The organism is Serratia sp. SM04 (assembly GCF_040280225.1).
Lineage (GTDB): Bacteria > Pseudomonadota > Gammaproteobacteria > Enterobacterales > Enterobacteriaceae > Serratia > Serratia sarumanii.
Genome location: NZ_JBEOQT010000003.1, coordinates 261,931 through 274,892 on the forward strand (window position 1 = coordinate 261,931; position 12,962 = coordinate 274,892).

Below are 12,962 nucleotides of genomic sequence, written 5' to 3' on the forward strand. Positions count from 1 at the left end.
TGCCTGGTGATTACAGAAAGAGGGAGCCGCGCTGGCTCCCTCGCCCGTTTGGTCAACGCGCCAAACTGGTAAGACCTGTAAAATGTAGCAGAGGAGTTTCGGCCTCAGCGGCATTTTGCCACGCAGCCGCGACCGGGATCACATTTTCAGCCGGGCGCGGTTCTTCTCAAACAGCGCCGGCCCGATGCCCGGCACCTCCTGCAACTGCTCAACCTGGGTGAATGGCCCATTCTGCTCGCGGTAGCGCACGATGCCTTCCGCCTTCTTCAGGCCGACGCCGCTCAAGGCGGCGGCCAGCTGTTCGGCGGTAGCCTGATTGATGCTGACCGCCGTTTCTTCGGCCACCCTGGTCATCGTCTGTTGCCCGCCATTGCTCGTCGGCGTTGAGAGCATGGGCGCCGGCGCCTCGGCTTTATTCACCGCGGCGCCCGGCCCAGCCAGGCATAACAACAGCGCGGTCAGCGCGGCGTTAACGTGACGACGGTAACCGAAAAACGCTTTTTTCTCTGAATGTTGCATGCTGTATCCTCCTTGTGTGTGACAGCACGGTTACCTTGCCGCGGCGGCGGATATTCAGCAATCGGCGGATATCAGATGTGGAAAAGGCCGCGAAAGCGGCCTTTGTTTGTTGCACTGCGTTGCAGAAAAATGCGGCGATTACTGAGGCTGTTGCTCAGCGGCGCCCATTTTGATCTCGGCTTCTTTACGCAGGCTCGCCAGCAGCGAATCGAAGGAGACGCCGGTCGCGCCCTCTTCCATCTTGCCAACGAAGGTTTTCATTTCGTCTTCCGGCAACGTGCCTGGCTTCACCGCATCGAGCGCGATCAGCACCACGTTGTCCTGACGATCCTGCGACATGCCGTATACCGGTTTACCGTCCTGCGGGTGCGGCAGCGCGAACACGCTCTCTACCAGCTGGCTGTCTTCCGGCGCGCGCGCCATCTTCTGCACGGCGCCAAAGCTCAGGCCGGCGGCTTTCATCGCCTCGTCGCCCTTGCCCTGCTTCAGCTCAACCAGCAGCTTCTCGCCCTGCAGTTTCGCTGCCTGCAGCGCCTTGTTGCGCTTCACCAGTTCCGCCACGCGGTCTTTCACCTGGTCGAACGGTTCGATGCCTTCCGGCTTGTGGCCGCTCACGCGCACCACGAAGGCGCGGTCGCCGTCTACGGTGATCACGTCGGAGTTGCTGCCCGGCACGCCGTTCTCGCCGATCAGCGAGCCGTCGAAGATCGCCTGCACGACCGGCTTGAAGTTCAGCGCGGCAGGAATGTTGTCACGGGTGAACCAGTCGCTTTGCGCCGCTTTCACGCCGGCCGCTTCTTCAGCCGAGGCCAGAGATTCGTTGTCGCTGGTCGCCGCTTCGCTCACCTTCTGCTGCAGCGCGTAATACGCGTCTACCGCTTTCTCCTGCTGCACCTGCTTGGCGATGGCGTCATGCACTTCGCTCAGCGGCTTCACTTTCTCAGGTTCGATATCGTTCAAACGCACGATCAGGTAGCCGACGGAAGACTTCACCACGCCGGACAGCTGCCCTTTCTCGGTCAGGTTAGCCTGCTTCAGCTCGTCGGCGGTGGTTTCCGGCTCCAGCCAACCCAGCTCGCCGCCGGTGCGGCGTGAGATGATATCGGTGGATTTCTCTTTCGCCAGCGTGGCGAAATCGGCGCCCTTCTTCAGCTCGTCCAGCGCCGCGTTGGCTTCCGCCTCGGTTTTCAGCTGGATCACGCTGTAGTTTTTACGCTCCGGCTGGCCGTAGCTGCTCTTGTGCTGGTCGTAGTAAGCGCTGATGTCTTCTTCACTCACTTTCACCTTGTCCTGCATGGACGCAGCGTCCAGCGGGATATAGCTCACCTTCATCTGCTCAGGTGCGATGAAGCTGTTCTTGTTCTGATCGTAATACGCCTTCAGTTCGTCGTCGCCGGCGCTCTGTTTCGCCTGCAGCGCTTTCAAATCGATGGTCGCCAGGCGCACGTCGCGCTCCTGCAGCACCAACGCCGCCATGGCTTGCGATTCGGACGGCAGCACGAAGCCGGAATCGCCGAAGGCCTGGATCACCTGCTGATTGACCAACTGCTGGCGCATCGACTGCGCGAAGTTGTCGGCGGTGTAGCCCATGCGGCCGATCAGGTCGAGGTATTTGGCGTTATCGAACTGGCCGTTGGTCTGGAAGTAAGGCGCCTTGCGGATGGCGTCCTTGATCTGATCGTCGCTGACCGCCAGGCCCAGCTTCTTGGCGTACTGGTCGAGCAGCATGTTGTCGATCAACTGGGACAACACCTGACGGCGCATCTGCTGCATATAGCCTTCGTTGCCGGCCAGCGCGGAGAACTGGTCACCCAGCTGCTGCTGCATGCGGCTACGCTCGCTTTGGAAAGCCTGTTCCAGCTGAGCGCGCTCGATCGTCTGACCATTTACTTTCGCAGCATAATCGCCGGAGCCGCCGATCAGGTAGTTACCCACCCCGGTCAGAACGAATGACAGGATGATCAGGGCCAGGATGATTTTGAGCACGACGTGATTAGCAGCCGCGCGTAAATTGTCCATCATAGTGTGACAACACTCCGCTGTGATGTGGATTAACAACCCTTGTGCAGGCGCGTTCCCTGCGACAAAAATAAAAAAAGCGCATCAGTCCGATGCGCCTTGTATCTTACCTTACCAGCACCGCTGCGTCAGGTGATTGTTTATTACAAAACCCTGTTACGCTAAACGGTTAGACGCTAAATCAGTTTACAGCGTCTTTCAGCGCTTTCCCTGCACGGAAGGCCGGTACTTTGGCTGCCGCGATTTTGATCTCTTTACCGGTCTGCGGGTTGCGGCCGGTACGAGCCGAACGTTCACGCACGGTGAAGGAACCGAAACCTACCAGAGCCACGTCATCCCCTGCTTTCAGAGAGTCGGTAACGGAAGCGATTACTGCGTCTAAAGCACGTCCCGCTGCCGCTTTGGAAATATCAGCACCTGCGGCAATCTTGTCGATCAGTTGTGACTTATTCACTCTATCATCCCCTCTAGAATTCTATCGTCGCACCGAAAAATCCCTACGGTTGCGACAGCGCAGCTGTTATATCAATCCCATCGAACCTTGGCAAGCCACCGACTGCGTGGCAAAACGCGGGCCGACAGAGATCTAACTTAGCGGTACAAAAAAATACTGGCAAGTCCGAAATGGCTTGCCAGTATAAGTTTTATCAATGGTTTTTGCGATTCGTCACTATTTTGCCGCTACCGGCAGTGCGCCGAAGGCCGGGTTTTGCAACGCAATGTTCAAAACTTCATCGATTCGCTGCACCGGATGAATCTCCAGATCGGCGATAACATTGTCCGGAATCTCTTCCAGATCGCGCTTGTTCTCGTAAGGGATCAGCACGGTTTTGATGCCGCCACGATGCGCCGCCAACAGCTTCTCTTTCAGGCCGCCGATCGGCAACACCTGGCCGCGCAGCGTGATCTCCCCGGTCATCGCCACATCGGCGCGTACCGGGTTGCCGGTCAGGCAGGAGACCAGCGCGGTGCACATCGCGATACCGGCGCTCGGGCCGTCTTTCGGCGTCGCCCCTTCCGGCACGTGCACGTGGATGTCGCGTTTCTCGTAGAAATCGGCGTTGATGCCCAATTTCTCCGCGCGCGCGCGCACCACGGTCAGCGCCGCCTGAATCGATTCCTGCATCACTTCGCCCAGGGAACCGGTGTAGGTCAGCTTGCCTTTGCCCGGCACGCAGGCGGTTTCGATGGTCAGCAGATCGCCACCCACTTCCGTCCACGCCAGCCCGGTGACTTCGCCCACGCGGTTTTCGGTATCCGCACGGCCGTAATCGACGCGCTGCACGCCCAGGTAATCCTTCAGGTTGTCGCCGTTGATCTCGAGATGCTTGAGCTTCTTGTCCATCAGCAGCGTTTTCACCGCTTTACGGCACAGTTTGGAGATTTCACGCTCCAGGCTGCGCACCCCGGCTTCGCGGGTGTAGAAGCGAATGATGCCGATGATGGCGCTGTCGTCGACCGTCAGCTCGCCTTTTTTCAGCGCGTTGCGCTCAAGCTGCTTCGGCAGCAGGTGCTGCTTGGCGATGTTGAGCTTCTCGTCCTCGGTGTAACCCGACAGGCGGATCACTTCCATACGGTCCAGCAGCGGCGCAGGAATGTTCATCGAGTTCGAGGTGGCGACGAACATCACGTCGGACAGATCGTAATCCACTTCCAGGTAGTGGTCGTTGAACGCCACGTTCTGTTCCGGATCCAGCACCTCCAGCAGAGCGGAGGCCGGATCGCCGCGCATGTCGGAAGACATCTTGTCGATCTCATCCAGCAGGAACAGCGGGTTCTTCACCCCGACCTTGGCCATCTTCTGGATCAGTTTGCCCGGCATCGAACCGATGTAGGTACGACGGTGGCCGCGGATTTCCGCTTCGTCACGCACGCCGCCCAGCGCCATGCGCACGTACTGGCGGCCGGTCGCTTTGGCGATCGACTGCCCCAGCGAGGTTTTACCCACGCCCGGCGGCCCCACCAGACACAGGATCGGCCCCTTGATTTTGCTGACGCGGCTCTGCACCGCGAGGTACTCGAGAATGCGATCCTTGACGCGCTCCAGGCCGTAGTGATCGGTATCGAGCACTTCCTGCGCCTTGTTCAGGTCTTTTTTCACCTTGCTGCGCGCATTCCACGGCACCTGCAGCATCCAGTCGATGTAGCCGCGCACCACGGTCGCTTCCGCCGACATCGGCGACATCATCTTCAGCTTTTGCAGTTCCGCTTCGGTTTTCTCGCGCGCCTCTTTCGGCATTTTCGCCGCATCGATCTTGCGCTTCAGCGCTTCGTGCTCGTCCGGCGCGTCGTCCATCTCGCCCAGTTCTTTCTGAATCGCCTTCATCTGCTCATTCAGATAGTACTCGCGCTGGCTCTTCTCCATCTGCTTCTTGACGCGGTTGCGGATGCGTTTCTCGACCTGCAGCAGGTCGATCTCCGATTCCATCATCGCCATCAGGTATTCCAGGCGCTCGGTGATGTCGGACATCTCGAGCACCGACTGCTTGTCGCTGAGTTTCAGCGGCATGTGGGCGGCGATGGTGTCCGCCAGGCGCGCGGCGTCGTCGATGCTGTTCAGTGAAGTCAGCACCTCCGGCGGGATTTTTTTGTTCAGCTTGATATAGCCTTCAAACTGATTGATCGCGGTGCGCACCAGCACTTCCTGCTCGCGCTCGTCGATCGACGGCGACTCAAGGTATTCCGCCTGCGCGGCGAAATGCTCACCGCTGTCGGACAGCGTGGTGATGCGCGCGCGCTGCAGCCCCTCGACCAGCACTTTTACCGTGCCGTCCGGCAGCTTCAGCATCTGCAGGATCGACGCTACGGTGCCAACCGAGAACAAGTCGTTAATGCCAGGTTCATCCGTTGAGGCCTCTTTCTGTGCCACCAGCATGATCTTCTTATCGTGATCCATTGCGGCTTCGAGGCACCGAATCGATTTTTCCCGGCCAACAAATAACGGGATCACCATGTGCGGATAAACCACCACGTCGCGCAATGGCAGAACGGGGATTTCAATGCGTTCGGAACGCTCAGGGTTCATAGAGCTCTCTCTTAGTTTAATTTCCGCCAGGTTGAGGGGGAATCTCATGAGACGCAAGCATCTAACGTTTCATAAAATCTGGTTAACGAGTATATGGGGATGAATCTCTTACATTCAACGGCAAGAATGCAGGAAAAAGAAATGGGGGATAAAATCCCCCATTTTGCTGATAACGCCCTGGTTTGACTGGCTAATTATTCGCCAGACGCCTGAGCTTCCGGCTTGCCGTAAATCAGCAGCGGTTTGGATTGGCCGGCGATGACCGACTCGTCGATCACCACTTTGTCTACGCTGTCCATCGACGGCAGATCGTACATGGTGTCGAGCAGCGCGCCTTCCACGATGGAACGCAGGCCGCGGGCGCCGGTTTTGCGCGCCATGGCTTTCTTGGCGATGGCGTTCAACGCTTCGTCGCGGAACTCCAGCTCGACGCCTTCCAGGTTGAACAGCGCCTGATACTGCTTGGTCAGGGCGTTCTTCGGCTCTTTCAGGATCTGAATCAGCGCGTCTTCGCTCAGCTCGCTCAGGGTCGCCACCACCGGCAGACGGCCGATGAACTCAGGGATCAGGCCGAACTTGATCAGGTCTTCCGGTTCGGCCTGCAGCAGCAGTTCGCCTTCGGTCGCCTTCTCGGACTCGCCCTTGACGGTCGCGCCGAAGCCGATGCCGGAGCCGGTGTTGACGCGCTGGCCGATCACCTTATCCAGGCCCGCAAATGCGCCGCCGCAGATAAACAGGATCTTGGAGGTATCGACCTGCAGGAACTCCTGTTGCGGATGCTTGCGCCCACCCTGCGGCGGAACCGCGGCGATGGTGCCTTCAATCAGCTTCAGCAGCGCCTGCTGCACGCCCTCACCCGAGACGTCACGCGTGATCGACGGGTTGTCGGACTTGCGGGAAATCTTATCGATTTCATCGATATAAACGATGCCGCGCTGCGCTTTCTGCACGTCATAGTCACATTTTTGCAACAGCTTCTGGATAATATTTTCCACGTCCTCGCCCACGTAACCGGCTTCGGTCAGCGTGGTGGCGTCGGCCATGGTGAACGGCACGTCCAGGAAGCGCGCCAGCGTTTCCGCCAGCAGGGTTTTGCCGCTGCCGGTCGGGCCGATCAGCAAGATGTTGCTCTTGCCCAACTCGATACCGTTGCTGGTATCGCCGTTGCGCAGGCGTTTGTAGTGGTTGTACACCGCAACCGCCAGCACTTTCTTCGCCTGCTCCTGGCCGATGACGTAGTCATCCAGGTGGTGGCGGATCTCGTGCGGCGTCGGCAGCGCACTGCGCTCACGATGCGGGGCAACTTCTTTAATCTCTTCGCGAATAATGTCGTTACACAGATCGACACATTCATCGCAGATATACACTGACGGCCCGGCAATCAGCTTACGCACTTCATGCTGGCTTTTGCCGCAAAAAGAGCAGTACAGCAGCTTTCCTGAACCGTCTTTGCGCTTATCTGTCATCAGTCAAACCTCTTCTTTAGTCTTGTCCCGCAGGAAAATCACGGCGGCAGTGCGCCCAAACTCATATCGGGAACGCCGAGTGGCCACAGCAGAGCGAGCCCCTGCCCACTCTGATTACTATAGTCCATCGGCGCCGCGTGGTTCTAGCTGCGGTGTGTCAGAATGCCATCAACCAGGCCGTATTCCACGGCTTCTTCCGCGGTCATAAAGCGATCGCGCTCGGTGTCGCGCTCGATCTGCTCCAGCGGCTGGCCGGTATGTTCCGCCATCAGTTCGTTCATGCGCGCTTTCACCTTGAGGATTTCGCGCGCGTGGATTTCGATGTCCGTCGCCTGGCCCTGGTAGCCGCCCAGCGGCTGGTGAATCATCACGCGCGAGTTCGGCAGGCAGAAACGTTTGCCTTTGGCGCCCGCGGTCAGCAGGAAGGAGCCCATCGAGCACGCCTGCCCCATACAGATGGTGCTGACGTCCGGCTTGATGAACTTCATGGTGTCGTAAATCGACATGCCCGCGGTGATCACCCCGCCCGGCGAGTTGATGTAGAGGAAAATGTCTTTTTCCGGGCTTTCCGCTTCGAGGAACAGCATTTGCGCCACGATCAGGTTGGCCATGTGATCTTCCACCTGGCCGGTCAGGAAAATGATGCGCTCTTTCAGCAGGCGGGAATAGATGTCGTAAGAACGCTCCCCGCGTGAAGTCTGCTCTACCACCATCGGCACCAGCGCCATGTTCGGTGCAAATTGATCTCGTTCGCCACTGTATGACATTACCGTCTCCTAATAGAAATTGCCTTGGCGGCCAGGGTGTCACCCTAATACGCCGATTCTACTTGAGAACGGCCATGATGACTATGCTCAAGCATTCGACCCGCGCCGCACGTACCCGACGGTTATTTCATCCCGCGCACTTTGGCAAACAGCCCCAGAATTATTCTTTACAGATTGGGGGATCCCGGCGCGATTTCAAGCCCAGAGACCGATTTTCTCCGCGCGCCGAAAACGATGCCGTTAATCTGACCGTTATCATGCCAGCCAGTTCCCCAGGCAACAGGGTAAATATAGTGCATATTGCCCCGCTTAACCTGAGATTAATCAGCAACGTGGCAAAAAGAAAAGCCCGCAACCTGAGGTTGCGGGCTTTTTCATCGTGCGCCGGTTCGCCAGGCGAAACCGGAGGCGCCGTTCATGGCGCCCGGCACGCCGGCATTACGCCTGTTGAGTCTGGTTCATCAGCTCGCTGAAGGTAGTGGCTTTTTCAGTCACTTTCGCTTTTGCCAGCAGGGCTTCAACCGCTTGCTCTTCCAGAGCCACGTTGCGCATGTTGTTCATCAGCTCTTTGTTTTTGCTGTAGAACTCGATGACTTCGCTCGGATCTTCGTAGGCAGAAGCCATTTCTTCGATCAGCGTCTTCACGCGGTCTTCGTCAGCTTTCAGGTCGTTGGTGCTGATCACTTCGCCCAGCAGCAGGCCAACCACTACGCGGCGTTTCGCTTGTTCTTCGAACAGCTCGCGTGGCAGTTCCAGCGCTTGCTTCTCGTTGCCGCCGAAACGCTGTGCAGCCTGACGACGCAGCACGTCGATTTCGCCGTCGATCAGGGCAGCTGGCACGTCGATTTCGTTCGCGCTCACCAGGCCGTCGATCGCCTGAGACTTGATGCGGTTACGCACGGCGCCTTTCAGCTCGCGCTCCATGTTCTTGCGAACTTCGGTGCGCAGGCCGGCAACGGAACCGTCCGCCACGCCGAAACGCTTGATGAACTCTTCGGTCAGCTCCGGCAGTTCGCGCTCTTCAACTTTCTTCAGCACGATAGCGAATTTGGCCGCTTTGCCCTTCAGGTTTTCCGCGTGGTAATCTTCCGGGAAGTTCACGTCGATGGAGAACTCTTCGCCCGCTTTGTGACCGACCAGGCCTTCTTCGAAGCCTGGGATCATGCGGCCCTGGCCCATTGCCAGTACGAAGTCGGACGCTTTGCCGCCTTCGAACTCTTCACCGTCGATAGAACCGGTGAAGTCAACGGTCACGCGATCTTCAGCTTCCGCTGCGCGATCGGTTTCTTTCCAGGTCGCCTGCTGCTTGCGCAGGGTATCCAGCATCGCGTCGACGTCTTCGTCGTTCACTTCAACCACAGGTTTTTCAACTTCGATGTTTTCCAGGCCTTTCAGCTCAACTTCTGGATACACTTCGAATTCAACGGCGAAAGTGAAGTCTTCACCTTCTTTGTACTCGCCCGGCACGTAGTTTGGTGCGCCGGCCGGATTAATCTTTTCTTTGATGATCGCGTCAACGAAGCTGCGCTGCATCGCTTCGCCCAGCACGTCCTGACGAACAGAGGCGCCGTAACGCTGTTCCACGATGTTCATCGGCACTTTGCCTTTGCGGAAGCCGTCGATACGCACGCTTTTCGCTGCGTTGATCAGCTCTTTCTTCACCGCCTGCTTGATAGTATCAGCCGGTACAGTAATAGAGAGACGGCGCCCAAGGCCTTGAGTGGTTTCTACTGAAACTTGCATCTTGTTACCTCAAAAAAATCACAGTGCTCGGTCAACTCCGTTCCAAGAACCAGGACGGCTACAAATAAGAACCGAGTTCCCTGATGACAGAAGCGTCCCGAAACCATTCCGGAAAAATAAGACGCGACATTATAGCGGCGCATGCATGGCGAGTCGAGGAAAGCTAGGCGGCGCAGGCGCGCTAAAACTCACACTTTTGCCGATTCGATCGCCAAAAGGCCGCCAAAACAGACCGAACGTTGGCCACATTGCGCATCGGCCGTGTCGTCGTCAAAAACAGAAACGGCCCGCAGGCCGTTTCAAAATTCGTCAGTAGTAATACCCTAATTCAAGGGCAAAGTTCCACTGATACCTGAAAATTTCCCCCTCAGGCCAGCGTCCCGGCGCCGCGACACGGCGGCGAGGCCGGCACGGTATCCTGCAACCCTTCCCACTCTTTGAGCGTGTAGGTGTGCAGCGCCAGCGCGTGTACGCCGTCCGCCAGCTCCTCCGACAGCACGCCGTAGATGGAGCGGTGGCGCGTCAAAAAACGTTCGCCGACGAAGCGATCGCTGACCAATACCACTTTGAAATGGCTTTCTGAGCCCGCCGGAACGTTATGACGATAGCTTTCATCAACGACTTCCAGATACGCGGGCTCAAACGCCGCCCTTAACTTTGCTTCTATTTGCTCGCGAATCATAGGATCTCCTTACAACACCGGCAGAGGACCGTGCCCATCTAGTTCAATATTAGCCGGTTTCCCCCCGTTTAGACCATCGCCGGGACAAATTTCTCTTTTCTGCGGTCAAATGATGAGCGTCATCCCCGCCGCTTGGGGGATTATCCGATTGAGCGGGCCAAAAAAGCGTGTTTTTATCAACGGCAGGTAAAAATTTGTCACTCAGGCGCCTTCCGCGCTTCCACCGCACGGCGGCGATGCTATGATGTCGGCAATTTGTTGTCGGCTATCCCGCTCTGATTATTGCTAAACCCATCGAGAATGAGACAGAAAACATGTTAAAGAAACTTTGTCTTCCTTTGCTGGCCGCCCTGCTGCTGGCCGGCTGCGCGACCAGCAGCAACACCTTGAACGTCACGCCGAAAATCGTTCTGCCGCAGCAGGATCCTACCCTGCAGGGCATCACTGTCAGCATCAACGGCGCGGATCAGCGCACCGACCAGGCGCTGGCCAAGGTGAACCGCGACGGCCAGTTGGTCACGCTGACGCCATCGCGCGATCTGCGTTTCCTGCTGCAGGAAGTGCTGGAGAAACAGATGGGCGCACGCGGCTACATGATCGGTGCCGACGGCCCGGTGGCGCTGCAAATCGTCGTCAATAACCTGTACGCGGACGTCGCCGAAGGTAACCTGCGCTACAACATCACCACCAAAGCCGACATCTCGATCATCGCTCAGGCGAAGAACGGCAACAAGCAGGTGAAGAATTACCGCTCGACCTATAACGTGCAGGGCGCCTTCACGGCGACCAACGAGAAGATCACCGACGCCGTCAACTCCGTGCTGGGCGACGTGATCGCCGACATGGCTCAGGACACCAGCGTCAACGATTTCATCAAGCAAAACGCGCGCTAATCGGCGCGCCTGGCGCCGCCCGGCGGATCGGGCGGCGCAGACAGGGAACTCATGTCGAAACACTATCTGAACATCTTCACCCAGCGTAACTCCGCCATTCTGCTGCTGCTGGGCTTCGCGTCGGGTCTGCCGCTGGCATTGACCTCCGGCACGCTGCAAGCCTGGATGACCGTCGAAAATATCGATCTGAAAACCATCGGCATCTTCTCGCTGGTGGGCCAGGCCTATGTCTTCAAATTCCTCTGGTCGCCGTTCATGGACCGCTATACCCCACCGTTCCTCGGGCGGCGGCGCGGTTGGCTGCTGGTCAGCCAGCTGCTGCTGGTGGCGGCGATCGTGGCGATGGGCTTTATGCAGCCCGCGCAGCACCTGTGGTGGCTGGCGGCGTTGGCGGTGCTGGTGGCGTTCTGCTCCGCCTCGCAAGATATCGTGTTCGACGCCTACAAGACCGATCTGCTGAAAGCCGAAGAGCGCGGGGCGGGCGCGGCGATCTCGGTGCTGGGTTACCGGCTGGCGATGCTGGTTTCCGGCGGCCTGGCGCTGTGGCTGGCGGATCGCTATTTCGGCTGGCAAGCCACCTACTGGCTGATGGCCGGATTGATGCTGATCGGCGTGGCCGCCACGCTGCTGGCGCCGGAGCCGGACGAAAGCATCCCGGCGCCGCGCACCATGGAACAGGCGGTCGTCGCGCCGCTGCGCGATTTCTTCGGCCGCAACAACGCCTGGCTGATCCTGCTGCTGATCGTGATGTACAAAATGGGCGACGCCTTCGCCGGCAGCCTGAGCACCACCTTCCTGATCCGCGGTGTGGGGTTCGACGCCGGTGAAGTCGGGCTGGTCAACAAAACCCTCGGCCTGTTCGCCACCATCGTCGGCGCCCTGTTCGGCGGTGTGCTGATGCAGCGTCTCAGCCTGTTCCGCGCGCTGATGCTGTTCGGCGTCCTGCAGGCGGTCTCCAACCTCGGGTATTGGATCCTGGCGGTGACCGACAAGAGTCTGCTCACCATGGGCAGCGCCATTTTCCTTGAAAACCTGTGTGGCGGCATGGGCACCGCGGCCTTCGTGGCGCTGCTGATGACGCTGTGCAACCGTTCGTTCTCCGCCACCCAGTTCGCGCTGCTGTCGGCGCTGTCCGCCGTGGGGCGCGTCTATGTCGGCCCGATCGCCGGCTGGTTCGTCGAAGCCCACGGCTGGCCGTTGTTCTACCTGTTCTCTATCGCCGCCGCCCTGCCCGGCTTGCTGCTGCTCGGCATCTGCCGTCAGACGCTGGAGCACACCCAGCAGCATGGCGACTTCATGCCGCGCACCGAGTTTTCAGAATCTTACCGTTGGGCACTGCGCCTGCTGACGCTAGGCTGTTCGCTGTTGGGCCTGTGGTTGCTGTTGCTGATCGCCAATGCGCTGGACTGGACGCAGGCACCGCTGCTGGCCGATCGGCTGCTGCAGGTCGGCGCCGCGCTGAGCCTGCTCGGCGTCGCGATGGGCAGCACGCTGGATTACCTCGCCCTTCGCCGCACCCGTTTGGCATAATCTGACCGGCCGGCGATTTCGCCGGCCGAAAAAAAAGCGATCCGGGGGTATATTTATTTCGGTAAAAAAAGATAATCGGCGCGAAAATTATTTTTTTATCCGACTGCCGCGCTCGGAAATAAAATTAAATTCACCTTTAAGACACAATTATTTTACATTAAATAAACCTTTTCTTCGTATTTCCCTGCCGCGCATTTCTTCGCCAAATTCATCATACCTTTAGTTTTCCTTAACATACGGGCTGCTCGTCACGATTCAGCGTGCCAACGCGTTGTTGTCATTAGTAAATTGTCACGCAGGGTTACATCTGTGACCCCC

At 58.3% G+C, this 12,962-nt stretch carries 10 protein-coding genes; 2 read left to right on the forward strand and 8 right to left on the reverse strand.

The features are described from left to right. Window positions 1–138 precede the first annotated feature (138 nt). The 8 genes from ABTW55_RS06920 to bolA all read right to left on the reverse strand — a co-directional run bounded on the left by ABTW55_RS06920 (window position 139) and on the right by bolA (window position 10,221). Entirely contained in the window at window positions 139–519 is a 381-nt protein-coding gene (locus ABTW55_RS06920) for a helix-hairpin-helix domain-containing protein (protein WP_060420389.1), read from the reverse strand. A gap of 138 nt (window positions 520–657) precedes the next feature. Next, window positions 658–2,541, reverse strand: coding sequence for a peptidylprolyl isomerase (ppiD, locus tag ABTW55_RS06925; protein ID WP_060420391.1), 1,884 nt, complete (start codon window positions 2,539–2,541; stop codon window positions 658–660). Window positions 2,542–2,719: 178 nt separating this feature from the next. Beyond that, window positions 2,720–2,992: a nucleoid-associated protein HU-beta gene (gene hupB / locus ABTW55_RS06930; protein ID WP_004940351.1), complete on the reverse strand. Its 273-nt coding sequence runs from the start codon at window positions 2,990–2,992 to the stop codon at window positions 2,720–2,722. A gap of 216 nt (window positions 2,993–3,208) precedes the next feature. Then, complete coding sequence (gene lon / locus ABTW55_RS06935; protein ID WP_033653263.1) at window positions 3,209–5,563, reverse strand: endopeptidase La; 2,355 nt, start codon at window positions 5,561–5,563, stop codon at window positions 3,209–3,211. Between the two features lie 194 nt (window positions 5,564–5,757). Then, a complete protein-coding gene (clpX, locus tag ABTW55_RS06940) occupies window positions 5,758–7,029 on the reverse strand; it encodes an ATP-dependent protease ATP-binding subunit ClpX (protein ID WP_004940354.1) in 1,272 nt (423 codons plus the stop codon). Between the two features lie 143 nt (window positions 7,030–7,172). Continuing rightward, entirely contained in the window at window positions 7,173–7,796 is a 624-nt protein-coding gene (gene clpP / locus ABTW55_RS06945) for an ATP-dependent Clp endopeptidase proteolytic subunit ClpP (protein ID WP_016928858.1), read from the reverse strand. A gap of 438 nt (window positions 7,797–8,234) precedes the next feature. Beyond that, complete coding sequence (gene tig / locus ABTW55_RS06950; RefSeq protein ID WP_004940358.1) at window positions 8,235–9,539, reverse strand: trigger factor; 1,305 nt, start codon at window positions 9,537–9,539, stop codon at window positions 8,235–8,237. A gap of 367 nt (window positions 9,540–9,906) precedes the next feature. Continuing rightward, on the reverse strand, window positions 9,907–10,221 hold the full coding sequence (gene bolA, locus ABTW55_RS06955) for a transcriptional regulator BolA (protein WP_004940361.1): 315 nt from the start codon (window positions 10,219–10,221) through the stop codon (window positions 9,907–9,909). 314 nt (window positions 10,222–10,535) lie between these two features. Between bolA and ABTW55_RS06960 the strand changes: the two genes are divergently transcribed. Both ABTW55_RS06960 and ampG read left to right on the forward strand, forming a co-directional pair. After that, window positions 10,536–11,114, forward strand: coding sequence for a lipoprotein (locus ABTW55_RS06960; RefSeq protein ID WP_004940363.1), 579 nt, complete (start codon window positions 10,536–10,538; stop codon window positions 11,112–11,114). A 51-nt stretch (window positions 11,115–11,165) separates the two neighbouring features. After that, on the forward strand, window positions 11,166–12,644 hold the full coding sequence (gene ampG, locus ABTW55_RS06965) for a muropeptide MFS transporter AmpG (protein ID WP_033653264.1): 1,479 nt from the start codon (window positions 11,166–11,168) through the stop codon (window positions 12,642–12,644). Window positions 12,645–12,962 lie beyond the last annotated feature (318 nt).

Excerpts from the sequence above, each read along its gene's own strand:
- bolA (WP_004940361.1), bottom strand. The coding sequence starts at position 10,221 with ATGATTCGCGAGCAAATAGAAGCAAAGTTAAGGGCGGCGTTTGAGCCC.
- ppiD (WP_060420391.1), bottom strand. The coding sequence starts at position 2,541 with ATGATGGACAATTTACGCGCGGCTGCTAATCACGTCGTGCTCAAAATC.
- lon (WP_033653263.1), bottom strand. The coding sequence starts at position 5,563 with ATGAACCCTGAGCGTTCCGAACGCATTGAAATCCCCGTTCTGCCATTG.
- clpX (WP_004940354.1), bottom strand. The coding sequence starts at position 7,029 with ATGACAGATAAGCGCAAAGACGGTTCAGGAAAGCTGCTGTACTGCTCT.
- ampG (WP_033653264.1), top strand. The coding sequence starts at position 11,166 with ATGTCGAAACACTATCTGAACATCTTCACCCAGCGTAACTCCGCCATT.
- ABTW55_RS06920 (WP_060420389.1), bottom strand. The coding sequence starts at position 519 with ATGCAACATTCAGAGAAAAAAGCGTTTTTCGGTTACCGTCGTCACGTT.
- ABTW55_RS06960 (WP_004940363.1), top strand. The coding sequence starts at position 10,536 with ATGTTAAAGAAACTTTGTCTTCCTTTGCTGGCCGCCCTGCTGCTGGCC.
- tig (WP_004940358.1), bottom strand. The coding sequence starts at position 9,539 with ATGCAAGTTTCAGTAGAAACCACTCAAGGCCTTGGGCGCCGTCTCTCT.
- clpP (WP_016928858.1), bottom strand. The coding sequence starts at position 7,796 with ATGTCATACAGTGGCGAACGAGATCAATTTGCACCGAACATGGCGCTG.